This is a genomic window from Chelativorans multitrophicus (genome assembly GCF_011317445.1).
GTDB classification, from domain to species: Bacteria; Pseudomonadota; Alphaproteobacteria; order Rhizobiales; family Rhizobiaceae; genus Chelativorans; species Chelativorans multitrophicus.
In genome coordinates, this window is sequence record NZ_JAAAPL010000011.1 from 1 (window position 1) to 23,147 (window position 23,147).

General features: G+C 62.8%; 25 protein-coding genes and 2 pseudogenes. 6 read left to right on the forward strand and 21 right to left on the reverse strand.

Annotation, left to right across the window (positions count from 1 at the left end; genetic code table 11):
• The 14 genes and pseudogenes from GNP00_RS22460 to GNP00_RS22525 form a co-directional block, all read right to left on the reverse strand.
• Nucleotides 1–1,854, reverse strand: a 1,854-nt coding sequence (locus tag GNP00_RS22460) for a strawberry notch-like NTP hydrolase domain-containing protein (RefSeq protein ID WP_166016322.1), incomplete at its 3' end; no start/stop codon positions are given.
• A gap of 170 nt (nt 1,855–2,024) precedes the next feature.
• On the reverse strand, nt 2,025–2,447 hold the full coding sequence (locus tag GNP00_RS22465; RefSeq protein ID WP_011579027.1) for an antirestriction protein: 423 nt from the start codon (nt 2,445–2,447) through the stop codon (nt 2,025–2,027).
• Nucleotides 2,448–2,898: 451 nt separating this feature from the next.
• Complete coding sequence (locus GNP00_RS22470; protein WP_011579026.1) at nt 2,899–3,492, reverse strand: DUF1419 domain-containing protein; 594 nt, start codon at nt 3,490–3,492, stop codon at nt 2,899–2,901.
• Nucleotides 3,489–3,740: a hypothetical protein gene (locus tag GNP00_RS22475; protein WP_011579025.1), complete on the reverse strand. Its 252-nt coding sequence runs from the start codon at nt 3,738–3,740 to the stop codon at nt 3,489–3,491. Before GNP00_RS22475 ends, GNP00_RS22470 begins: the two co-directional genes overlap by 4 nt.
• A gap of 124 nt (nt 3,741–3,864) precedes the next feature.
• Nucleotides 3,865–4,299, reverse strand: a complete 435-nt coding sequence (locus GNP00_RS22480) for a DUF4262 domain-containing protein (RefSeq protein ID WP_011579024.1) — start codon at nt 4,297–4,299, stop codon at nt 3,865–3,867.
• 78 nt (nt 4,300–4,377) lie between these two features.
• On the reverse strand, nt 4,378–4,767 hold the full coding sequence (locus GNP00_RS22485; RefSeq protein ID WP_011579023.1) for a hypothetical protein: 390 nt from the start codon (nt 4,765–4,767) through the stop codon (nt 4,378–4,380).
• A gap of 81 nt (nt 4,768–4,848) precedes the next feature.
• Complete coding sequence (locus GNP00_RS22490) at nt 4,849–5,325, reverse strand: hypothetical protein (RefSeq protein ID WP_011579022.1); 477 nt, start codon at nt 5,323–5,325, stop codon at nt 4,849–4,851.
• An 80-nt stretch (nt 5,326–5,405) separates the two neighbouring features.
• The gene (locus GNP00_RS22495; RefSeq protein WP_011579021.1) at nt 5,406–7,496 is read right to left on the reverse strand and encodes a ParB/RepB/Spo0J family partition protein; all 2,091 of its coding nucleotides are present in this window, start codon (nt 7,494–7,496) and stop codon (nt 5,406–5,408) included.
• A 160-nt stretch (nt 7,497–7,656) separates the two neighbouring features.
• Nucleotides 7,657–7,857: a hypothetical protein gene (locus tag GNP00_RS22500; protein ID WP_041545893.1), complete on the reverse strand. Its 201-nt coding sequence runs from the start codon at nt 7,855–7,857 to the stop codon at nt 7,657–7,659.
• Entirely contained in the window at nt 7,854–8,261 is a 408-nt protein-coding gene (locus GNP00_RS22505) for a hypothetical protein (RefSeq protein WP_011579020.1), read from the reverse strand. The genes GNP00_RS22500 and GNP00_RS22505 overlap by 4 nt, the downstream gene beginning before the upstream one ends.
• Nucleotides 8,262–8,352: 91 nt before the next feature.
• Nucleotides 8,353–8,868, reverse strand: coding sequence for a hypothetical protein (locus GNP00_RS23200; RefSeq protein WP_011579019.1), 516 nt, complete (start codon nt 8,866–8,868; stop codon nt 8,353–8,355).
• A pseudogene (locus GNP00_RS22515) lies at nt 8,861–9,797 on the reverse strand (hypothetical protein). The gene GNP00_RS23200 and the pseudogene GNP00_RS22515 overlap by 8 nt, the downstream one beginning before the upstream one ends.
• Nucleotides 9,769–10,335 (reverse strand): hypothetical protein, encoded by a 567-nt coding sequence (locus GNP00_RS22520; protein WP_011579016.1) that lies wholly within the window; start codon nt 10,333–10,335, stop codon nt 9,769–9,771. Before GNP00_RS22520 ends, GNP00_RS22515 begins: the two are co-directional and overlap by 29 nt.
• Nucleotides 10,335–11,249 (reverse strand): ArdC family protein, encoded by a 915-nt coding sequence (locus GNP00_RS22525; protein WP_011579015.1) that lies wholly within the window; start codon nt 11,247–11,249, stop codon nt 10,335–10,337. The genes GNP00_RS22520 and GNP00_RS22525 overlap by 1 nt, the downstream gene beginning before the upstream one ends.
• A gap of 774 nt (nt 11,250–12,023) precedes the next feature.
• Between GNP00_RS22525 and GNP00_RS22530 the strand changes: the two genes are divergently transcribed.
• Nucleotides 12,024–12,503, forward strand: coding sequence for a DUF982 domain-containing protein (locus GNP00_RS22530; protein ID WP_166016324.1), 480 nt, complete (start codon nt 12,024–12,026; stop codon nt 12,501–12,503).
• Between the two features lie 172 nt (nt 12,504–12,675).
• Nucleotides 12,676–12,978, forward strand: a complete 303-nt coding sequence (locus GNP00_RS22535) for a DUF982 domain-containing protein (RefSeq protein WP_011579013.1) — start codon at nt 12,676–12,678, stop codon at nt 12,976–12,978.
• A gap of 54 nt (nt 12,979–13,032) precedes the next feature.
• Here the strand turns inward: GNP00_RS22535 and repC are convergent, their stop codons facing one another.
• From repC to GNP00_RS22570, 7 genes are all read right to left on the reverse strand, one after another.
• Nucleotides 13,033–14,241, reverse strand: a complete 1,209-nt coding sequence (gene repC / locus GNP00_RS22540; protein ID WP_011579012.1) for a plasmid replication protein RepC — start codon at nt 14,239–14,241, stop codon at nt 13,033–13,035.
• 154 nt (nt 14,242–14,395) lie between these two features.
• Nucleotides 14,396–15,403, reverse strand: a complete 1,008-nt coding sequence (gene repB / locus GNP00_RS22545; RefSeq protein WP_011579011.1) for a plasmid partitioning protein RepB — start codon at nt 15,401–15,403, stop codon at nt 14,396–14,398.
• On the reverse strand, nt 15,403–16,596 hold the full coding sequence (repA, locus tag GNP00_RS22550; protein ID WP_011579010.1) for a plasmid partitioning protein RepA: 1,194 nt from the start codon (nt 16,594–16,596) through the stop codon (nt 15,403–15,405). Before repA ends, repB begins: the two co-directional genes overlap by 1 nt.
• A gap of 795 nt (nt 16,597–17,391) precedes the next feature.
• Nucleotides 17,392–18,042, reverse strand: coding sequence for a DUF6904 family protein (locus GNP00_RS22555; RefSeq protein ID WP_049764978.1), 651 nt, complete (start codon nt 18,040–18,042; stop codon nt 17,392–17,394).
• Nucleotides 18,043–18,087: 45 nt separating this feature from the next.
• Nucleotides 18,088–18,510: a type II toxin-antitoxin system VapC family toxin gene (locus GNP00_RS22560; RefSeq protein ID WP_011579008.1), complete on the reverse strand. Its 423-nt coding sequence runs from the start codon at nt 18,508–18,510 to the stop codon at nt 18,088–18,090.
• Complete coding sequence (locus GNP00_RS22565) at nt 18,507–18,773, reverse strand: type II toxin-antitoxin system Phd/YefM family antitoxin (RefSeq protein WP_011579007.1); 267 nt, start codon at nt 18,771–18,773, stop codon at nt 18,507–18,509. Before GNP00_RS22565 ends, GNP00_RS22560 begins: the two co-directional genes overlap by 4 nt.
• Nucleotides 18,774–18,863: 90 nt before the next feature.
• The gene (locus GNP00_RS22570) at nt 18,864–19,997 is read right to left on the reverse strand and encodes a site-specific integrase (protein ID WP_041545892.1); all 1,134 of its coding nucleotides are present in this window, start codon (nt 19,995–19,997) and stop codon (nt 18,864–18,866) included.
• 186 nt (nt 19,998–20,183) lie between these two features.
• Here GNP00_RS22570 and GNP00_RS22575 point away from each other — a divergent pair, with 186 nt between their 5' ends.
• The 4 genes and pseudogenes from GNP00_RS22575 (at nt 20,184) to scpB (ending at nt 23,102) form a co-directional block, all read left to right on the forward strand.
• On the forward strand, nt 20,184–20,462 hold the full coding sequence (locus GNP00_RS22575) for a type II toxin-antitoxin system TacA family antitoxin (protein WP_011579005.1): 279 nt from the start codon (nt 20,184–20,186) through the stop codon (nt 20,460–20,462).
• Nucleotides 20,459–20,998, forward strand: a pseudogene (locus GNP00_RS22580) (GNAT family N-acetyltransferase). Before GNP00_RS22575 ends, GNP00_RS22580 begins: the two are co-directional and overlap by 4 nt.
• A gap of 467 nt (nt 20,999–21,465) precedes the next feature.
• Complete coding sequence (locus GNP00_RS22585) at nt 21,466–22,401, forward strand: DUF1403 family protein (RefSeq protein ID WP_011579002.1); 936 nt, start codon at nt 21,466–21,468, stop codon at nt 22,399–22,401.
• A gap of 5 nt (nt 22,402–22,406) precedes the next feature.
• Nucleotides 22,407–23,102: an SMC-Scp complex subunit ScpB gene (scpB, locus tag GNP00_RS22590; RefSeq protein WP_011579001.1), complete on the forward strand. Its 696-nt coding sequence runs from the start codon at nt 22,407–22,409 to the stop codon at nt 23,100–23,102.
• The last annotated feature ends 45 nt before the right edge of the window (nt 23,103–23,147 follow it).

Sequence of the window (23,147 nt, forward strand, 5' to 3'; positions counted from 1 at the left end):
TTTGAGAATCCGGCCACCACGATTCTCACAATAAAATGCCAAGTCCGGACGAAACCACCGTATTCTTACAATTAAGTGCCAAGCGACAAGAACGATGGGCTTGCCCTGCTTGAAGCGGGAGAGCGGCTGGATGAGGAGTTTTTCCTGACCGAGGCCTGACCAGTCGCGCTGCGCGTCTTCGATCAGCTCGGCCGAGCGCGACAGCCACAGGTGCCGGCGGCGTCCCTGGCACCAATTGTCGAGGATGATGCCGGCGATCTGGCGGCCCTTGCCGACACCGGTGCCATCACCGAGATACCAGCCCTGACGGAACCGGACCGTATCGGCGGCATCGTCCGAGCCAAGCTGGGAGACGTCCCAGCTCTTGTCGACGAACCAGCGGCCGGGCAGGTGCTGGCCATGCGCTTCGCCGGCATAGATGACACTCTCGAGCTGCGCGTCCGAGAGCAGACCTTCGGCGACCACGCGCTCGGGCAGGACCGGCTGGTAGGTCGGCAGCGGCGGCGCGATCGAGGCCATGGCGGCCGACTGCACGAGGCTGGATGGATGCGGCTGCGCGCCGGCGATGTCGATCGCTTGCACCAGGTAGGGCTCGTAGATGCTGTCGGTCAGCGAGGTCGCGGATGGCGCGGCCGCTTCGCGCGGGCGATAGGTCAACGGCAGCGGCGCCGGCTCGTCCCGTACGATCGGCGCCGGGCGCGGGCGTGCCCGCGATGGCGAAGGGCGCGCTGCGACCCCGGCAGGGCGCATGGTCCCGGCGGCCGTGCGGGCCGCGACGTCGCGTACGATGCTATTGGCGATGGCGCCGATGGCATTGCCGGCGGTCGAAGGCGACCGCGGCGGCAGGTCCAGGATCCAGTCGAGCAGGGTTTCGACATCGGGCGCCAGGCCGCGCGAGGGCACGAGCTGACCGGGATCGGTGGCCGGCACCTTGTCGATGACGGTGAGTCTCGTTTCGACACTCGTACCATGCCGTGCATAGACCCGCCCCGCGATCGCGGCGCTCAAGCGAACCGTGCCTTCGGCCTGCAGGCGCTCGAAACCGCGACGCCAGCTCGGATTGTCGGGGGAGAGATTGGCGCCGGTGATTGCGACCAGCCTTCCGCCCGGGGCGAGCCGGGCAAAGGCGGAAGCGAGGTGCCGCCAGGCGGCGTCGGCGACGCGGCCTTCGACATACGCGCCGGCCGAGAAGGGCGGGTTCATCACGATGACGGTCGGACGGATCGCCGCGTCGAACCAGTCGTCGATATGAGCGGCATCGAACCGCGTCACCGGCGCTTCCGGGAAAAGACCCTTGAGGAGATCGGCGCGGGTCTCGGCATAGTCGTTGAGGATCAGGCGGCGCGACCGAGCGATCGCCCCGAAGGCCGCCAGCATGCCGGTGCCCGCGGATGGCTCGAGGAGGATATCGTCATCCATCAGGCCGGCGGCACGCGACGCGACGAAGGCCAGCGGCATCGGCGTCGACAATTGCTGGAGCGCCTGGCTTTCTTCGCTGCGGCGTGTATGGGTGGGGATGAGGTCGCTGACGCGCGCGATCATCGTGAGCGCGGCGCGCATCGTTGCGGATTGGGAAAAAATGGCCGCACCGTAGCGGCGGGCGAAGAGGACCTGTGCAACTTCGCACGCCTCGTAGGCGTCCTTCCAGAGCCAGAAGCCCTCGGCGTCGCTGCCGCCGAACGCGTTGACCATGACGGCGCGCAGCATGGCACTACTTATCGTCTCGCCGCGGGTGAGATAGTCGAGCAGTTCGCCGCCTGCCGCGAGGATCGGGGTCGCGCGCGAGGTGCTCGGGATGCCGTCGGGCCGAACGCGATCGGCCGCGAGCGCGGCGTTGGATAGGATAGGAGTCATGGAGGGGTACCGTCGAGAGCGAAGTGGGGGAGGTTCGCGGGGCGCTCTCTCCTCCTCCGCCGAACCGCCTCCTTCCGACCCGTCTCTGGCTCTCGGGCGCGGACCCAGCGGCCACCGGTAGCCCGGGCACAAAAAAAGCGCCCCGACGACCCGTCGGGGCGCGGAGCGAGTCAATCTATGGCCTGGAAGATTTCCGATGCCTCGGCATGGTTGGCCGCATAGGCGAAGAGCCGACTATAGCCATCGGCCAAGCGGTCGGATTGGTATTTGAAGGACAGATGCGAGAACGTGAACAGCGTCGCGATGATGCCGGCCGCGTTGGCGCTGACCTCGCCGGAATAGTCATTGGTGCGGCAGATGATGCGATAGCGGGGCTTGGACGTCGGCACGAGATAGAGCGGCTTGCCGTCGAGCTCGTAGAAGTTCCAGAAGCCGCCGCCATAGTCCTCGGGGCTGAGCCATTCCATCAAGCTGTAGAGCGTGTTCTCTCCGACGATCAGGAACTGGAGGCCGAAGAGGTTGGGCAGAAAGTCCGTTCGGCGATGGTCGGGAACCAGGGTGGCGACACGGGTTTTGGACAGTGATATGGACATGGAGTGGATCTCCGGAGAGAGCGGAAACGACGAACCGGAGGCTCTCTCTCGACCGCCCGGCTCACCCCGACCGGCCGTCCCTCTCCCTTTCCGGCCTGCCCGCAGGGACCCGTCAGATCTGACGGGTTGCTTCGCCCGGCAGCGGTGGGAAGGCTGCGGATTTCGCTATCGCGGTAGCGATGTTGCCGGTCGGCAGGCACATAGACGATGGTGTGGTGGGAAAACGCCTCACCGGTGTAGGCCGTGAAGGACCATTGCTCGACACGCACCACGACGCCGCCGGTTCCATAGGATGTGCGCACGGCTGTGCCAGGGGTGACGATGTCGGCGACGGTGGCGTCCCGGTCGGGCGCACATCGATACCGGGCACGATCGGGTGTTTCGAGGCTTGCGGCGTAGGCCGAGCGCGCTTCCACGATGGTCGACCGCGGTGGGGTCTTTCGCCTGATTTTCATCCGTGGTCCCTCCTTGCGCCGAGCATTTCGGCAATCTCGGCATCCGTCAGGTTCTCCAGCAGCTTGAGCACCGTGCCGACGGCACCGCCATTGACCAGGATTGTGCGCTTGCCCCGATGCTCTGGTGGCCAGGCATCGGGACTTGCCGCACCGGCGATGCCCTTGAAGTCGTCGTGCGTGCGATGCCAGACGGCCTCGAGCTTCTCGGCGCGGGTCATGCTGTCGAAAGCGTCGGTCTCGAAAGCGATGATGGCGGCGCGCATCCGCTCGGGGCTTTGCCGATCGCTGAGATCGCAGTGGCCGTGGAACCACCGGCGGCGACCGCGAATGGTAATCTCGAAGAACACCGATGTGACGTTGCCGGCCTTGAATTCCGACATGCCGAACATGCCGGTGCGCATGAAGAGGGGCGGAAGCATGTCGAGCATGAAGAGATAGCCGGCCTGGTCGATTTCGAACCATCCCCCGGCATAGGCCTCACCGGAAATACGCTGCTCGATGGGTAGGTCCGCGCCGCGATTGAAAAGCTCGTACATCTGCGGGCCGCCGGCGACACCGGGATGGATTTTGCGGAAAGGTCGGTCGGTCATGGCGCCCTCCCGTCGAAGCGGTCCGGTCCGCGTTCGGCCGTGAAGACGACGGTGTCGCCATCGACCGAATAGGGAACGGAGCCGGAGAGGAGCTGGTGCGCGGCCGCGGCGGGGACGCCGGGCCAACCGTCGACGATGACGCGGCGCAGGACGTCGCGGTCGCGTTGGAAGGCATAGCCGTTGATGGCCCAGGCGACGACGCCGGGGGCGTGGACGAGCTCGTTTGAGCCGAGCCGGTATATCGGCATGGTGATCTCCTGATTTGGCATTGGATGAGAACAAGGACCCGGAGCGAACCGGGCGTGCTTGAAGGCACGCTGCCGCTTCGAGGTTCGGGTCGGTGACAGCGCTAAGGTCGTGCCGGATCGGGCTCTATGGACGTTCGACGTCGTAGCGGGGATCGCAGCCGTCCTCGCCGGGATACCTGTTCTTCGGGTCGCAAAGCATGACCTGAAGCACGCCATAGGTGTCGTGACCGAAATACTGACTGGCCTGGATCGTGAAGCGATCCCGAGCAGCTGGGCCGGACATCCGGATCTTGACCGGAACGGACCATCCGATGTCGACCAGGCCGAGAGGCAGCGGACGCCCGTCCTCGCGCATCTTGGCGCCGAGATCATTGAGCAGCAGGCCGATGATGTGTGCCGGAAAATTGCCGATCACCAGAAGTTCGGGCAGACCCTGCTCGGCATTGCCGACCGTGTAGGCGAAAGCGTCGCTCTCGGCATCGCCGAACACCTGGAACAGGTGCTGGCCGAAGGCATCGATGTTCTGCTTGACCTCGCGCATCTTGCCGGGCGGTGTCATGGCTGTCCTCCGTTCAGGGCTAGAGACGAAATGGGGGTGAAGCGCCTGGCGGTGGACCGCCCCGGTCGCAGGACATGTTCATGCGGCATGGGAAATCTCTCCGCTGGCCTGGCGACCGACGCCGGTGATGGCGTGGACACTGGCGGCAAGCGCCGGGATGTCGTCGAGCAGGGTGAGCGCGGCGAAGTGATTGGCGCCGCCGGTATAGTCCTTGCGGCCCTTGCAGGTGCGGATCAGGATGCCGTGACCCGAAGACAGGCCGAACTGTCCGACCTGGATGTAAGCGGCGGTGTGGTGCAAAGTCACCTCACCCGATACGGCGACTCCGCCTCGATTCGAGCGGATGTCGAATGTACCGGGCGGCAGGTGAAGCTCGGCGGCGAGCTGCCTGAGGCGCGAGCGCGCCATGGAATGAAAACGGCGCTTCTGTGCCTCGTCGTAGGAACAGGACTTGGTCCAATCGAACATGATGATCTCCATGAAAACAAAGGCGCCCGACAATCGCTGAGCGATGCCGGGCGGCAGGGATTGATGGTTGAAACGCACCTCTCAGGCCGCGGCGCGGCCCTCGACCACGTCGGCGCTGACCTCGTCGGCGGTGACTTCCTCGAAGCGCACGTTGAAATGCGGGTGGCGGGCAAGCCAGAGTTCGGCGGCCTGCTGACTTTCTGCGAGGTTGATCAGCTCGCTATTGTCGCCGACCGCCTGGATCACGCGGACCATGCCGATCGCCGGCCGTTCGGCGACCTTGAAGATGAGCGCGCTATCGACGGAATAGGTGCGCATGACGGTGACGATGATCATGCCGCCCTCGCCGAAATTCCCCTCATGGAGCGTGAAGTAGGCGGGCGAGCTATATGTCGGCCGCTCGCGCGGCGGCTCCTTCTTCACCAGCCGGCCGACGCCGTTGCGCGATTCCCAGTCCCGCAGTTTGCGGGTGAACCGGGCGGGCGGTTTCGGGGCGCCGTCGGCATATTTTATGAGACTGCCCAGAGGGGCGTGGTCGTAAATGTGCTGTGCGGACATGATTGTCTCCGTGTCCAGAAATGAGAAAGGCCCGGCGCTGTGGCCGGGCCCCGGGGCGGATGACGCGATGCGGTGCGGTGCTATTCGGCCGCCTGCATGGCTTCGGTGGCGGGATTGCCATCAACAGGCTCACCGGCGTTGTCGCTGAGATAGGCGGGCAGTTCGGTGCTCTCGGCACCGGCGTCGGTATCCACCGGTGGATCCGCTTCGATGACGGCATCGAGGCGGAGGACTTCGGGAAGCCAGCCGGAGCCCTTGAGGACACGGACAGCCTCGGTCACCATCTTGGCCTTCGGCGAGTCTTCCATGAGATAGGCCTGTTCCTCGCCCTTGGCCTCGCGGACGGCTTCCAGGATCCGCCGCTTGGTCACCCGGCCGATATAGGCCTCCTCGGTGGGCTCCCATCCGGCTTCCGCCATGTCGAAGCCGATCGTGCGCGCGATCTGGTTGGCATGGGCGATGGCCCCCGGGCGCTTGTTCCAGGGCTCGATCACAGCATTGAGGCCCTGAGCGGCGCAATGCGCGAACAGGGCCTGACGGCTCGCCGGGTCGAGGACGAAGAGGAAGTCCCAGAGGGCGTCGGTGGACCTGGGGAGCTCGCGACCCCAGTTGTCGTGACGCTCCGCGATTTCCTTGGCCCAGACACTGCCGCCGAGACCCTGGACCTGGCTGAAGCTGGCGCTCTTGAGGCTCAGCTCCAGGCAGCTTTCGCTGGCATAGTGGTAGAAGGTCTGGAGCACCAGGGAATGCAGGACTGCCACGAAGGCGGTGTCGACGTCCTGCGCGAGGGCGTTGCGCAGCGCCAGCGTGCGCTGGGCGGTGAGGTCCATGATGAGCCGGTCGGGCAGCGGCCGAATGACCTCGTCCGATTCCTCGGTCGAGACGTCGTTGGAGGCAGAACCGCCGACACTGTCTGCCTGCCGACCGTTGACGGACGCCTCACCGTCAGCGGCATCTTCATCTGCACTGGATTGGTCGATCGGCGCTTCATCCTCGGGCTTGACGAAACCACGCTCGATGCGCAACTCGCCATCGGAATCGAGAGTGACAAAGGCCCCGGCGCGCGCGACCTCGTCGGGATCGTAGACATCGGGACGATCGTTGAGCGCATCGAGCTCGTTGCCGAGCGCTTCGAGCTTCTTTTCGGTCTCCTCATCATAGTCCGGCGCCTCGGCATATCCGGCGTCGAGCTTGTCGAATTCGGCCTGGAGCTGGTCCTGGCGGGCGAGTTCTTCCTCGCTCAATGGCGTGGGTTCGCCATAGACGCGGCGCAGACCCGAGGTGTGGCCGTAGCCGAAATCGATCGCCGCGGCGACCCACTTCCAGCCCTCGGCCTTGACCGTCTCGCCATCGGCCTGCAGCTTGTCGAGCACCAGCTTTTCGAGCAGTGCCGGATCCTGGAACCAGCCGCCGCCATCCTGCTGGAACAGGTCGCGCAGGACGATGCCACCTGCCGTTTCATAGGCCTCGGCGCCGACATAGACGGCGCGGCGATCGTCGGCTCGCACCGCCGTCTCGGTCAGCAGGCGCTTGATGTAGTATGGCTCCTGCACATGTGAGCGCGACACGGTCGCCCAGACATCTTCCTGGCGCGTGTGATCCGAGGTGATCGAAAACGCCTTGACCTGCTCGAGCTTGAGTTCGCCCTTGCCGTAGAGATCGAGGAGCTTGGGCGACACATCGGCGAGGCGCAGCCGCTGCTTGACCGTGTCTGCCGTCACCTTGTAGCGGGCCGCAATATCCTCCTCGCCAAGACCTTGATCGTGGAGGATTTTGAAAGCGCGAAACTCGTCGAGGGGATGCAGGCTTTCGCGCTTCATATTCTCGGTGAGCGAATCGTCCTCGGCCGAGGTCGTTTCATCGCGGTTGACGATGCAGGGTGTCGGCTGGTCCTTCGCCAACCGCTTCTGCTTGATCAGGATGCCAAGCGCGAGAAAGCGCCGGCCACCGGCCGGGACTTCATACTGACCGGTTTCCGCGCCAGTCTCGTCGCGCAACGGACGAACGTTAAGGCTCTGCAGAAGTCCCCTGCGCAGCGCGATATCCTCTGCGAGATATTCGATCGTGACGCCGTCCTTGATGCGGCGGACGTTTTTCTGTGAGAGCACCAGCTTGTCGTAGGGAATGTTCTCCGACTGGTTCAGGGAGATTTTCGGTGTGGCCTTCGCCATGGTGATTTACTCCACGACGGGGCGGTTCGGAGCCTCTCTCCGAACCTCCAACCCCATCGCGAAGCCCCCTGCCCTCCTCTTCCTCTCATGACCGGCCGCACCGCCCCACCGGCGCGGCCGGTTGGCCACCGGCCGGGGCGACCGTTTTGACCGCACGAGCCTATGAGCCATCTCGGCTGCGTACCTGTCCCGCCTGGCGGAGCGCGTCGACCAAGCGCGAATGGTCCATCAGGATATGGATCAACGCCTCGCGTTCGACCGTGATGAACTTGCTAGTACTGCGGGTCCGATCGTGCCGTTCGTGCAGATGCTCGAACTCGCTCATCGTGGTGTAGAGCTCGATCAGCGGGCGCGGACTCACAGCGAGGTTCCCCTGATCGCTGATTGCCGGGACGCGGGAATCCCGGGCACGTTCCAGACCTCGGCGCCCGCTTCGGCATAAGCAAGGGCGATCTCCTGCAGCGACGCAAAGGAGAGGCAGTGCCAGGGCTGGGGATCGGGATCGCGCCCTACGGCGACCATTGGGCCGCGGATGGCGAGGTCCGCGACGGCGTCAAACGGGACCGACAGGCTGTCGATGACTGGCAGCCCGGCGGCGATGCACTCGGCCTTGATCGGCTCGATGTCATAGCCCGACAATCGAGCGCCGTTCCCATAATGGAGGGTGAAACCGCCGCGACCGATGCTGAGGTGCCCACCATTGGTTTTCAGCGCGTTGTCGATATCGGGCTTGTAGCGCGAGCTGTCCGGCTGGTTCGTGGTCATATTCTTTCTCCGCGACGGCCGGCCGGGGACCTCCTCGACCTCATCGAGCCGTCACGGCGAAAGGCCGCCCCTCTGGCGGCGGGCGGCGGTGTCATCGATGTAAGATTGTTGAGCGAGAACTGCGCGACCGCTTATCGTCGCACCATCCCCAGATGACCTTGCTGCGCCCTTTGCGCTTGGTTCGCTGGCCGGTGCCGCTGCGCGATCGGCCGACGGTAACCCAGCCGTCGAACCTGTAGAGATTGCCCCGATGTAGAACGGCGTCCTGATAGCTCACGGCCCACGTGTAGCCGCCCTCGGCGCAAATCGCTGGAAAGACGACTGCGCGCCAGAGGCGCAACACGACACGGGTGAGGTCCGGTCGCGCCGCTGCGAGACGCGAAAGCTCGATCGCCTGGGCACGATCAAAGCCGGCGACACGCTCGCGGATGAGTCGGTCGGTGGCAACGACGGCAACGGGTTGCCCGTCGTGAAAGAGCCCATGCGACCAGCCGCGGTTCGGACGCCGGACCGGTCCCATGCGGTGCTCCCATTCGACCAGGAGCAGATTGAGATCGGGTCGCTCAATCGCACGGAACTGCACATCCGTGAAGCGAGGACTAAACACCGCACATGCCCTCGCATTCGAGCGGCCAGAGGTCGAGCTGGTTGCTGTCATCGGAGAGGTCTGCCTCGTCGAGCGGGACGCAGGAGCGATGCAGGTAAAGCTCGGCGCGCATGCCGCGAAAGCCTGTGCGGATACGCCGATCGGCATCGACAGCGTCCGCCCATCCCGTCGGATCCTCGTCGCGGATCTGCCGCCAGCGGGCATTCGAATGGAACGGACAGCCGAGGCAGGCGCTCTTGGGCGGAATTGGGTAGCCGTGGCGTTGCAACCAGGCGATGCAATCGGACCGGCTCATCCGCTTTTCGATCAACGGCCAGCGATTGATCTGCCAGGCTTGGAAGCTCGGCTTTATCCGGATCGCCTCGTCGGTCGAGATTCCGATCCATTGCTCGACGACGGGATAGGAGGGCGAACGTAAGCCCTCCAGCCCGGCCAGCACGCGGACATGACGGCGGATCGGCACGAGCTTGTATTCGGTCGTGCATTGCCGGATAATCATGCCGATCTCGATCTCGTCGCACTCGAGAATGCGATGGCCGACCGGCCGGCGTTCGCCGTCGGCATCCTCCTCATAGTGAATGATGCGGGTGCCTGCCTGCGTGACGGTCCGCGAGAAAGCGGGGATCGAAGCCCAGCGTTGCCCGCGCGCCGCGCATCAGGCCATCGCGGATATTGCCGGCCGAGACGGTGTGGATCGGGAACGGCAGGACGTCGGGCGATGATAGCCAGTCGAGATGCTCGTAGACGCGAGCCGGCTCCCAGCCGGTGTCGGCGAAGATGGCGAGATCCGGCATAGGGCCAATCTCGCCATGGGCTGCCATCAACGCCAGCGTTGTCGATTGCACGCCGGCGCCGAGGCTGAGGACGCGCAGGCCGATACGATCGGGATCGTAGGCGGGGTCAGCATGACCGCCTCCCGCCCTGCGGATCGTTGAGCCAGGCCACCATGCGCTGTCGCATGATGCCGATCGGAGCCGAGATTTCGACGATGCGCGCATCGGGTGCGACGCAGCCCATGCGCTGAAATCCCGACAGGAAGGCGCGCATGACTTCGACATAGAGACAGCCACCGACCAGGGCGACGTCGCGGAACGGCACCCTGCCTTCCCGGGTGAGGCAGAGCGAGGCGATCTCGGCGCCGGGGTGCATGCCCGAATTATCCGGCCGGTTTGGTGATGGCGGGCGCGGCCACCGTGTGATCATGCCGCCGACGATCATGCGGTCGGCAAGCTCGCGAGTGAGGCGTGCGTCGCAGTCCTTGATCAGGGTATCGGCGGCGCGGAACCCGAAACGCGCCGAGAGAAAGCCGACCTTGGCGAGAACGCCGTTTGGGTCGGCGCGCAGGGTGCGCCAGAGCGGGCCGTCATACCGATCCCGGGCCGGGATTGTACCGGGATCTGGGCGCTTGCTCGCGGAGCCGGCGAGGATCAGCAACCGATCCCGGCGCAGTGAGAGGTTCACATCCATCACGCCATCTCCTCGTTCGGCAGCATGTGCTCGGTCGCAGGCTGCATGGCGTGCATCCAGTCGGCGGCGGCCTGGGCCTGTCCGGCGGATGCAAAGATGGCGCGGGGATCGTTCTTGAGTGCCTCAATCCAGTTGGCGACATAGGCGGCGTGGTCCGGGCGAGGCTGGAAGGCAAGGTCGAGGTCGGCCAGGATGAAGGCGGCCGTAAGTTCGGCGACGATCTCTTCCATAGCCGCGGCCCGAGCCGAAAACCGCTTCTCGAGATTTCTGTCCAGGCGGTGTTTTGCCCCCGTCGCATGGCCGGCCTCATGATAGAGGACGCCGTAGAAGGCCAAGGGGTCGACAAACGCCGAGAACGACGGCATGAAGACGCGATCATCGGAAGGACGATAGAACGCGGATGCCGCGTCGAACTGTGCCGGGATGCGCAAAGCGTTGAAGAAGGCATCGGCGTGTCGAATCCGTTCGGCCTCGTCGAGGCGTTGAATTTCCGCGGACTCAAAGCCATCGACCTGGCAGCGGTTGAAGACAGTGTAGCCCCGACCGAACATCCGCGTCCGGCCGGCAGGCGCCGAGGCCTCGTCGGCGGACGCGGACTCCTTGTCCTCGGCCGATGCGAGCCGCCAGAATATTATGGTCGTGCCGCGTTCCCCCTGCCGGACCTGCGCGCCAAGCGCTATCCATTGCCGGTAGGTGCCCCAGATCCCGCTCGTGAAGTGGGCATTCTCGGCGGCTGCCCACAGCACGAGAATATTGGCGCCTCGATATCCTCTGCCGCTGGCGATATTGGTCGGGCGGGTGGTGACGGACCCGTCATGGTGCCACGGCATTCGAAATGTCGCGGCGCCGGCTTCGATCGCGGCAACGATTTGGTTGGTGATACGTTCGTAGATGCTTGCGCGCTCATCGCTCATGGTGGGAACTCCGCAACGGGCGGCCGGAGGCCTCTCCTCCAGCCCTTCTCCCGTCACGGCGTCCGCCCGCGACCTCTCACTCTCGGCGTCCCCGGCACCCGTCGCCATCGCCCTTCCCGGCCCGCTACCGGAGCAGGCGAAAATCTTTGCGCTCGCGCCGTGTTCCCTGTATGTTCACAAGCGCCACCGGACAGCTCCTCATTGAGAAACAATGAGCTTCAACTGGGACGATATCGTCGCGACCTACATGAGCCAGCCGTGGTGGGGTCTGGGTGAGTCGGATCGTTGGTCTGTGGGTGGCGAGCAAGGCGCTCGTTCGCGCCTACGCCGAGCGGCCGATCATGTCCGCCAATGTATTTCGGCAGTGCGGCGTGCGCCTCGGACGAATGAACTAGCCGTCGAGCGGTACGCAATACAAGTTCGGCTCGACGGCAATGTGCCGGAGTGACCGGGCACCATCAATCTGTCGAAGAATGGTTTCCAAGCGATTGCCGACTGCGATATCTTGAGAATTGCACACGGTTTCGCGCGACACGAGCAGACCAGCTTTTGGAAGACGATCATCGCGAACAATCGTCAGGGCGACAACCGATCGAGCTTCTGTCGCTCGCGCTGATGCTCATTCCCTTGAAGTGCGACGGTGTCCGTCGCATGGTTTTGCTTGTTCTGTCGCCGACGGGACTCAGAAAGAGCGCGGAGCCAACAGCTAGACAAAGCGATGAACGACAGGCTTTTCGACGCTCCCGTTTCGTCAAGGCTGGACCATTCACGATCATGGAAATCGCATCCATCGGCGACGCGCTGGACGTTCTGGAAGAGTGGCCAGTCGAACTTCAGGATGCCGCATACGAGACGACCGCGCAGGTTTGCTGTTCCGCCCATGATGGCCAGCACCCACTCAGTTCGGCGCGCGCAATCCCCAAGGCCGACTTCGACCTCTGCCCGTCGTACCGCACGTTCTTCGACAACGCCGCGCAACGCGGCAATAATTTCCTGCCGAAGCGGAGAAGGATCATGAGGGAATTGCCAGGCGACATCGATGTCGAGCTAGTCATCGAGATCGCTCGCCGTGTCGATGACGGAGATCCCGGTCCCATCCCGATCAGGAAGGTCGTCAGGCGGATCCGACAGACGACTCCGACGCGGCTTTCCGATCGGGCGATCGAAGAACTTGTAGTTGAGATGGCATCGAGGCGGGGCCTGACGGTGATCTTCGACAATCTGGCAGCCGAGATCGAGCGCGATCGGAAGTAACGCTGCAGATGCGTCGACATGAGTAGTAGCTACGGCGGCCGACAGTGCATCTCGTAGGCTGCCTGTCGTACGCTCGGCGAGCCACCGCTGATAACTTGAAGCCCAGTGGCGCCAAACTCATATTCTCGCTTGGCCATGATGCTTGCAGCGCGGGAGAGCCCAGGAGTTTGTAATGAAAGACAAGATTTTCGACAGTCCGGTCTTCGTCAAGGATGGAAAGTTCACGATCGTGGAAATCGCCTCCCTCGGCGACGCCCTCGACTTTCTCGATGAGTGGCCGATCGAACTCCAGGATGTTCTCTACGAAACGACGATGCGTGTTTGCATGTCGGCACATGATGGCGGCCATCCGCTCAACGCCGCCCGCGACACCTTCGCCAAATGGGCAAAATCCGCCAATATCCTCGAAGACGTCGCACTCATGCCGGCCTGGATGACGGGACCGAAGTCGGGCCCGGGCGGCGTTCTGACCTGAGGACGACGTGGATGAGCCGGCCGGCATGGACGGATCTCTGTGAATGGTCACCAGCTACCCTGCCCTTCTTTCCAGCGGCGACGCATTGGCTTTGAGGGCCGCCATCAGCATCGGTCCGACCGAGAATTGCCCTGCCCTCGCCTTGTCGGTCAGCGCCCGCAGATAGCCGCCGGCCGAATTGATGTGCTGGGCACGCTGCAGAATGCACGCCACGACTATCGCCGCCGTTTCCGGCCCCATGACGTGGCAGGCATCCTCATAGGCCGACGGGGAGACCCCGAGGTAGCCCTTCACCTGGGCGGCGGTCACCATCAGGTCGCGCCAGTTGGCGATCCCGGCGGCGGCATAATCCGCAATATCCGGGCAGGCTTTCAGTACAAGTCCTAGTTGATACGTCTTTGGCGCCTCATACGGTCGCGTTTTTGGCTCACCGGTTGCCCTGGCTTTCTCGAAAGCGGGTTCAAATTCAAAATGGGAGTCGGGGTTTGAATCAGATTGCTGCGGCTCATTTTGAGACTCATTGGCGCTCGGATTCGTAACATTGATGAAGTTTTTCAATGTGATATCCACTTCTTCGCGCAGCGCGTCGAGATCGGCCGCGAACGGCTCCAACTCCGAGATGCTTGCCTTGCGCGGCAATCGGTCGACAATCGCTCTGAAGCGCCGCCAGAGAGCCTGCCAGGCGCCTGGCGCACCTTCCTCGATCGCGGCGTCAATCAACTTGCCGATGTCGCGGCGCTGCAGCGTGATACGCTCGCGCATGAGTTTCAGCGCTCGATGGTCCGCCCTGACGCGCTCGGCCGCGGCCTGGAACTCCTCGGCGCGTGCCAGCAGCGGCGCCAGGGAGAAGCCAAACGCGTCATCGAGCTCCCCTGCCCTGCCCTTGCGGGAGTAGCGTTTGCCGTTGGGACTGTCCCGGCGCAGGATGATCCCGCACTCAAGCAACGCTGCAAGGTGCCGGCGCAGCGTGGCGTTTGCCATGCCATGCGAGCGCAGCGACAGCTGCTTGTTCGACGGGAACACCATCAACCCGTTTTCTTCGGACAACTCATCATCCGGATAGAATGACAACAGGCCCGCCAGGACGGCCAGGGCGCGATCGCCGACCCCGACAATGCCCTTACCCTCGCACAGATCGCGATAGACCTGCCATTTGTCGACGGCCTTGCCGTCAGGAATCTCTTTGGCTTCCATCTGCGCCGTCACCAGGGCAAGCGACATCCGCCGACTCCCAAAGGGAGTCGTTGCAATTTCCCTCTCCATTTCCTTCACCTTCTATCAGGCAAAAGAAACTTGCTCGCCGAATCGACGCCTAAACTCTTGACAGTGATTCGCGGAAATGTGATTCTCGATCTTGCTAGGAATACGAGAGAGGCTTCCGCGGTTCGCCGTTCGGGGGCCTTTTTCTTTTGCGGCTTCAGACTCCTGTTGATGTGTTTTCCGACCTTCGGAAAGCTTCGTAGAGCTCGTCCAGCCGCTCTGCGATGTATGTTGCGAAGCTCGGTCCATTCTTGGCTTCGTAGGTCACAACCACCCTCTTTGCCGTCGTCTTGACGGTGACGCTGACAGAACCATCTTCGGGCGACCAAGGCTTGGATCCTGGCGCTTCGGTGATCGGTCGCGACGGCGTCAGCGCATCAAAGGCTTCTTGAAAGCGCTCGTCGCTTGAGTTGTCCGCGGACAACGAAGCCAGAACTCTTTTCAATTCGACCTGCGCGCTCGCCAGTTTTTCTGCCAGTTCCAACCAACGCCGGCGCCCGATCTGCGGAGCTGCACCTATCGCCTCTATCAGCTCGATCGGGATTTGGCGCACCACCGAGATCATCTTCGACAACGCTGCCTTGTCGACGTTGAGCGCTGCCATGATCACGTCCCGCTCGAAGGATCGATCCTCAAGGCGGGAGGCGAACAACGCCCGCTCTATGTACGTCAGGTTCGTTCGAGCGTTGTTTTCCTGCCCTTGGCTCACGACTAGTTGGTCGTCGGACATTTCCCGGATAACGGCTTTTACCTTGAAGCCGAGCTGCCTTACCGCCGCCAGCCGGCGGTGGCCATACGCGACCTGGTAGCGGCCGCCGGTCATTGGATGGGGACGAACAAGGATCGGCACCTGCTGCCCATGCTCGCGGATCTGGTTTACGAGGTCGCCCAGTTCCGTGGGGTCCATGCCGAGGCGGTCGCTGATGAAGGAATTGTCGACCAGGGCCGGATCGAGTTCGACGACCAGCTTGCCCTCAGCCAACTGCTTCTCGATGTCTTGCGCGCGCTCGAACTTCTGGGTGATATTGCCAAGGGTGCGCGTGATGCCGCCGATAGGCGCGCTGCGGGCCTTTGGCGGAATGAAGCCGGCGATCGGCCTCACATCCGCTGGCGTAGCCGGAGTCTCGTCCGAAGAAGATATCCCTATGAGATTCTTACGTGCCATTATTTCCTGCCCCAAGTGATGCGCAGCAGACCCTCGATCTCGGAATTTACAGCGTTGAGTGATTCCATCGCCCTGTCATAAGTGCCTCGCGTGAACTGAGAGCGCTCGACCTCATAGAGCGTCTGCTTGGTAACTCCCGCATCGGAAATCGCGGTGGACTTCAGCATATGGTTCTGGAGCATGCGATTTCCGAAAATTGCCCGCATGAAGCCGGTCATCTGGCTTTGAGGACCGTCATTCGGCTCGTATCTGGTCACGAGATATCGCATCCAATCATAGCTGGTACGGCCTCCGGCTCTCTCGACGACGGCCATCATCTCGCTCGTCATCGCAAGAAACTGGCTCATCGACATCACATCGAGCATCTGGGGATGCACGGTGATCAGCGCTGACGTCGCCGCGCACAGAGCCGACATCGTCAGAAAACCAAGCTGCGGGGGACAATCGATGATCACGACATCATAAAGGCTCTCAATGTCGGCCAGCACTTCTCCGATGCGCGCGAAGAACATCGATTCCGCCGACCCGGACGTAATCGCTCTCGGCGTCTCGTGCTCGAATTCCATCAGTTCGAGATTACCTGGTACGATATGAAGGTTCTGCGTGTAGGTGGCTCGAACGATCCCGGCGATGGGTACTGGCTCCTCGTAGCGGATTGCTCCGTAGAGGGTTTCGTCTTCGCCAACATCAAGCTCAGGCTGATGGCCAAAGAGTGCGGAGAGCGAGGCCTGCGGGTCGAGGTCGATGGCAAGCACGCGATAGCCGCGCAATGCCAAGTACTGGGCCAGATGCGCCGATGTAGTCGTCTTCGCAGAACCGCCCTTGAAGTTCATGACGGCGACGACCTGCAGCTTCTCGCCAGGCCGCCTGATCGGAACATACTTCGGGGTTCCGTTCTTCTCATCGAGCGTTCGGCGGATGTTTTCCATGTCGGCGGGCGAGTAGATGCGGCGGCCGTTAGCCAGCGGCTCCGGACCGTTTCCTTCCGAAGCGACCTGCCGCAGGTAGCCCTCACCGATGCCAATATAGTACGCAGCTTCGGCCGGAGTGAAATGTCGGATCGTCTTTTGGGACGTCGGCGGAAATATCTTTTGCTGGTGCAGTTGGAGCTGGCGTGACAGCTCTAACGAATCTGCGGACAACAGCGACGGAAGGTGCTCCTGCTCCCTTCCTTGGTTGGTCGTCTGCAGCATAGTGATTCCTCGAACTGCGCTTCTGATTGGAATTTCATTCAATCTGCGCAGTTACAGTATGGCCCGATTCGTAAATAATTTACAAACGTTTAACCATGAGAGAAATGGCCGCCCGAAAACGAGTTGTCCGCGGACAACTCGTCATGGGTGCGAGAACGATTTGATCGCATGGCGATCCATCGTAACAACGCTGCCTCCAAGCGGCGCGGCCTCTAACTCAAGGCTCTCGCCGTTCGCTAAGGGGTCGGGTCGTTGTTCATGCCGGACCAGACGAGTGCCGTTGCCATATCCTTCGCGCTACGGAGCTCGGCGGATGGCTGTAACCACTCTTACTGCGTCACTGAGATCGCCCAGAAATTCCGGTCGGGCTTCCTCGGGATGGCGCATTTGGCGGTCGTGTATGCGATTGCGACATGAAGCCATACTGCACAATCCTGGGGCATCTTCTGTTGATCGGGGGGCCTGGGCCATCTCGATCACTCCGGACGAAGTTCGAACGCCACGCAACCGGCACCCGATCAGATTTTGCCTGCCACAGGCGATTTGGTGAACCAGCATATCGAGGAGTCGGGTGCAAGCAGGGCGGACGAGGCACCATCCAAATCTTGCCCCAGTAAATCGTCTCGCGCTTGCCCGTGCGCAACTCCAGCCACGCGCTCTGTAGTCTAGTCTGCTCATCCGTCGAAATGCCGGAACTGACGATCAAGCGGCTGTCTGGTTAGGGGAGGGCGCCGGGGCATTCAGTCCGACTCGCGTACCGTTGGATAGCCGACCGGTTGTTAGCAACACTTGTGGCTACCACTTGGGATCAGGCCATTCCGCGTTTGCCCACAATGCCAGTTCTCCAGGAGATACCAGGTTCTTTTCTCCGCGCTGGAGACGGAGCGTGTAGTAGCTGTCGTAAAGCGGATCAAAGCTGGTCAGAAGATAGAGGAATCTCCGCTTTCGCTCTGCCTTCGTCCATGAACAAAAAATCGCGCCGCGGCTTCCAAGCATTTCGAACACACTCGGTTGGGCTGGATCTATACGTTGCCACAGCGCAACCGCGTCTTTTCCTTGCTGCCCAAAATCTTCAAGAAGAGCCTGCTCGATGATTGTTTCCAGTGCGTAGGCAATGGCTTGGGTTTTGGCTGTATGGTCGAGATAGGCGAGCGAGGATCGCAGCATTCGTTGTTGAAGCAGGAGAACCGGCCACAGAATCCTTACACCGTAACGGAGGCCTATCTCCTCGTAGTGCTCGGGCGCCTTGAGAATTTCGCGCTGCTGCTCGTATGCCTTGCGGACATCGTATGCGAGGCCAAGAAACATCCCTTCCTTGTCACGAACGAGAGGCGAGCGCTCATTAACGTCGTGGACGACCTCGTGGAGCCAGCGAAGCGAGGTGTAGTCCCCGACCAGCAAGATGCCAGCATGGTTCTTCAGCAGGCGATACGACAGCAATTCCACCCCTCCTTCTTGCAGTCCGCGTCGGATGTATTGCTCGCCGGCGGCTCACACGGACCAGGGGTCGAAGAGATCGATTCCGAAGCCTTCAAAATCCTTCGTGTTGCGGGTCGCCAGGGTGAGCTGTTTCACGGTCGCCGTTGCGGCGATCAAGCCATCCATGGATGAAAGGCCGCGACCGCGCCGCTTCGCCAGAGCCATCAGATCGCCCCAGGCCAGAGCGATCGGCTCGTCAACATGGAGAACTCTTTGCTCGAAACGCTGTGGGAGATCCTGCGCCAGCCATTCGGCCAGAGTCTCCCGTTTCCGTCCCTCGTCCATGAGGGCAACACCACGCCGAATTTCGGCGATCGACACAACACTGATGAAGGAGCGATCTTCATCAAGACTATCCAGCCATTCCAGGACGCGTGCGTCGGGAGCCGGCTTCGTCACTTCGGACAGGACATTGGTGTCGAGCAAAAGCCTCATAGCTGCACATCGCGCGGTTCGTCGCGGAGCCGCTCGATGTCAAGATCGGTGCCGCGCAACGGCGATTCCAGCAGGAATTCCGCAAGCGTGCCCTTGCGAGCGATCTTGCGCTGCCATTCCTCGGCTGAAACGACAACAACGCTCGGCTTTCCGTTGCGGGTGATCGTCTGTGGCGAAGATTGCGCGCGCTCGATCACTTCCGAAAGTCGGGCCTTTGCCCCGGCAACGGTCCACTTGGCATCCTGTTTATGCGAAGATAACATTGTCGCCTCCATGACCATTCTGACTACTATGACTATATAGGATCTGCGATATGGCTTGCAATAGGGGAGGGGAGAGGCTTTTTAGGCGCCTTACAGCCCGGACGCCTTGGTGAGATTGACACGAAAGCGGTCTCGGCGGCGCTGATATTTGCGGGTCATCTCCGCGCTCGCATGGCCGAGCTGCTTCTGCACGTAGCGCTCGTCAACCTCGGCCGAGGAGGCGAGGCCCGCACGCAGGGAATGGCCTGCGAACTTCTGCCCGCGCTCGCCTTCCGGCAGATCGCCGCGAACGCCGGCAGCGAGGGCGGCGCGCTTGACCAGACGCGCGACTTCCTGGTCTTTGAGCCGATCGGCGCCGACCGCCTTGCTCTGGCCGGTGACGCGTCTGAATACCGGGCCATGGGCGATGCGGGCAAACTTCATCCAGGTTTCAAGCGCGACGATCGGGCAGGTAGCGTCGGACGAGCCACGGCCGATCTCAACCTCGCGCCAGCCGGTCTTGCCCCGCAAGGAAACGAGCATGCCCTTGTCGAGGATCTCGATCCAGCCACGGCCGTCTTCGGTCTGATCACGCGCGACGTCCAGGCCGACGATTTCGGAGCGGCGCAAGCCACCGGCGAAGCCGAGCAGCAGCATGGCGCGGTCGCGCAGGCCGCGCAGCGAGCCGCGATCGAGTGTCTCGAGCATGGCGACGAGGTCGTCGCGCAGGATCGCTTCCTTCTGGCGGGGAGGGGAGGCGTGTTTGTTACGGATGCCGGCCATGACGGTCGCGATATGCCGATCCTTGCGGTCTAGCGGCTGGCCACGCTGCGAATAATTCCAGGTCAGCGAGGACAGGCGACGCTCGATCGTCGATACCGATTTCTTATCCCGTCCTGATGCTGAGGCCTGGGCGGTGATGTAGAGTCCGACCGTCTGTGGATCGGGCGGCATTAGCGAGAAACCCTGGCGGCGGCACCAGCTCGCAAAATGCTTCCAGTCGGACGCGTAGGCGCGGCGGGTGTTGGAGGAACTCGCCGCCTCGACATAGCCGCGCGCGCGATCAGCCAAACCGTCCAGATGGCTTGGGATCTGGTTTTCTGCTCGGTGTGCTGCGGGCAGGGCAGGGGGGTTGGGCTTGTCGGAACCGCTTTGCCGTTCCAGTTGCGTCGGACGGCACATCTCCTTCACGAGATCGACGATGTCGGGCAGATCATCCGCGGGCTGATGGACGGTATTGGTCATAGTCGAGATTCTAGCGTGATTTGGCAGGCGAAGGCGAGGGGCGACGAACTCTGCGCTTCGGCCATCAAAGGCAGCTATCCGGGTCATTCGACGCGGCAGTTATGTACGCCTTTAAGACACATATCGTTGACCGGGTGGGCGCCGTTCGACAATATGAGCCCGATGGTGAGATGAAAGGTGGCAATTATGCCTCGGGCAGCGGTGGAAGCGAATGAGCGGATGAATCTCAGGGTGGCCGCGCGGCAGAAGGCGATGTTGATGCGGGCGGCGGCGCTTGTGCATTCGGATCTGACAGAGTTCGTCACCCGCGCGGCTATGCGGGAGGCCGAAGCGGTGATCAAGGACGCCGAAAGAATAGAAGTCTCGGAGCGGGATTTTCTGCGCATTTTGGAACTGCTGGACAATCCGCCGCCACCGAACGAAAAGCTCCGTGTTGCGATCGCCGCGTTGCCGCGGGACCGATGAGCCTTCCTGCGTGGCATGAGGAGCCGATCTCCAAGGAGCACGATCGGGGCGGCTTCGATTGCGGCGATCCCGACATGAACGTGTTTCTCGCTCGCTATGCGCGTCAGAGCCATGAACAGAACGCCACAAAGACCTATTGCGCGATCGAAACGGCGCGGCCTGGGCACGTATTGGGATTCTATTCGATTGCCCCTCGGCTGTCGCCCACGCTGCCGTGCCGTCGCGGATACCGAAGGGGCTCGCGCGTCACGAGGTCCCAGGTTTTTTGTTGGCGCGGATTGCCACCGATAAATCGGTTGCGGGGGAGGGGCTTGGTGGACAGTTGTTGGTAGCCGCAGCCAGGCGGTGCCTTCGTCTGGTGGCGGGAGGGCGGCGGCATTCTCATGATCATCGACGCCAAGGGCGAACGCGCGGCCAGGTGGTACGAATCCTTTGGGGCCGAGCGCTTGCGCGACCAACCTGAAGGCCACGCTCCACGGCTGGTGCTCCACCTGACGACGTTCGCGACCGATCTGCGAGCTTCCGGCCATCTCTGATGGCCAACTATCCAGCGATTGCACTTTGGCGGTCACTGCGTCCGCAGATGGAGCATTGGCTAAGCACTGACGCGCGAAACGCCGGCACCCAATGCGTCTGCTGACGACAGCTTCGTATCCGGCCGTTGCGGAAACGACGAAAATGGGCTACACAGAAACAGTTGGTCCGCATGCGGGCTTGATTTGCGACGCACGAGCCGCGGCCGGTGACCGGACCAACGAAAAATCTCAAAAATCCGCTCGAAAAGCGCTCCGGCGAACGGGTTCCTGCGTACTTCCAAAAACGACCGATAATGCAATTTTATCGTTCCTTATAGGCATACTACAGCCACAGCGCTTTTTCCGCATTTTCGTTGTAAAAAGCGCCGCCATGATTCATCCTCCCTCGGATGATTCTTCGGCCCAAACCTTTACCGTCTCGCCTTACCTCGCGCGGCGCCGCCGCGTCGGCCGCGCCGGGAGCGACGGTGCCAGCCTGGCTGCGCCGTGCTGTCCCGGATCCGCAAAGCCTTGCGGGAAAACAAGTCGAGGACGTCGCGCTCACCGCAGGCGCTGTCCTCGGCGCGCTCGATGCGGTGGTCCGCCGGCAGGAGCGCTGGGCCGGGGCCTGGCGGCAGCGACTGGCGCTTGCCGCCGCCGCGGTAACGGCACAGCAGGCCGCCCGAGTCGAGGATGAGGCGGCGCTGCGCGATGCCGCGCTGCTGACGAAGGCTGGTGACGATGTGGGCCCCGCGGGCCGCATGCTTTTGGCGTGGCGCCGGTTGGCCACTCTGCCGCCGGAGGACTTGCTGACGGGAAAAAACCTCGGCGCAGTGCCCGAGGAGTTCGGCCACGCTTCTGACGGTGAGGCTATCAACGAGCTGCTGGGCGAGCTCCACCGGCTCTCCGCAGGCGGGATTGTCGAGATGGTGACTGGTGCCTTCACCGCCGCCGAGCAATACGGCGTAGGGCGCGCGGTCGGCGCCTGGCTCGCCGACGCTCTTGTCGCGCAGCGTCTGGGCTGGACCCATGCCGTGCCGCTGCTGGGCGCGGAGGTGAATGCAGGTCGCGGTGCCAGTCGTCCGCGCCGATTTGGAACCGCCATTTTGGCGGGCATGGAAGATAAAGGCGCTCAGGTGAAGAGCCTGCTTGCCGCCCAGGCCCGTGCTGCGTTGCGCGCGGTTGATCTGTCCTCCGAACTCGGTCGCCGATCCGAGCGGCTGCTGGCGGTGGCGCCGAAGTTGCGGGCTCGGGCGTCCGATCTTGTCGTCGAAAGACTGTTGTCCGACGATGCGATTGTCGCGTCCGAGAACATCGCCGGTATGAGCGACCGCGGCCTGCGTCGCCTGTTCGACCGGCTGGTGGAACTCGGCGTCGTGCGTGAGCTGTCCGGCCGACCAACCTTCCGCATCTACGGGCTGTAAAGACGATGGCGGAGGCTGCGCGCAAACGACGGGGCAGGGCGGACGAAGATGCCCTGTTCGATCGCGAGCTGGATCACCTGCCGCCGGAAGCACGCTGGCGCGAATGGATGCAGCGGGTCGAGGCGACGATTTTTGCCGCCAGCGAACCGGTCGGGCGCGAGACGCTGGCAAAGATCGTCGGCAAAACCTGCAGCATTGATCTGCTCATCGACGACATCCGCGAGGAACTGCGCGGCCGGCCTTATGATCTCGTTGCGGTCGCCGGTGGCTGGAAACACCTGACCCGGCCGGCCTATGCCGACGCCATCCGGACGGCCGTCGGTGGAGGTGAGAAGGCGACCAACCTGACGCAGTCCGAGGTGCTGGTGCTGATGTGCATCGGCTATTTCCAGCCGATCACGCGCGGAGAGCTTTCTTCCTTCTTCGGCAAGGAAGTGTCGCGCGACCTGATCGGCCATCTGCGCGGCGCAAAGCTGATCGCGTCGGGACCGCGCAGCCCGACGCCGGGTGCTCCCTATACTTACGTCACGACAAAGGAGTTCCTGCTGGAGTTCGGGCTCGACACGCTGCGCGACCTGCCGGATTTTGAGGCGCTAGAGGACGCCGGGCTGTTGTCGAAGGAGAAGCTGCTGGCCGGAGACGTCATTTCGAACTTTGCCGGCAACGGCGAGTCGGAAATCGGCATGATGGCCGATGAATAGGTTGTGCGCGTATTAAGCTGCTTGCGCCGCTGCAGGTCACCTGCT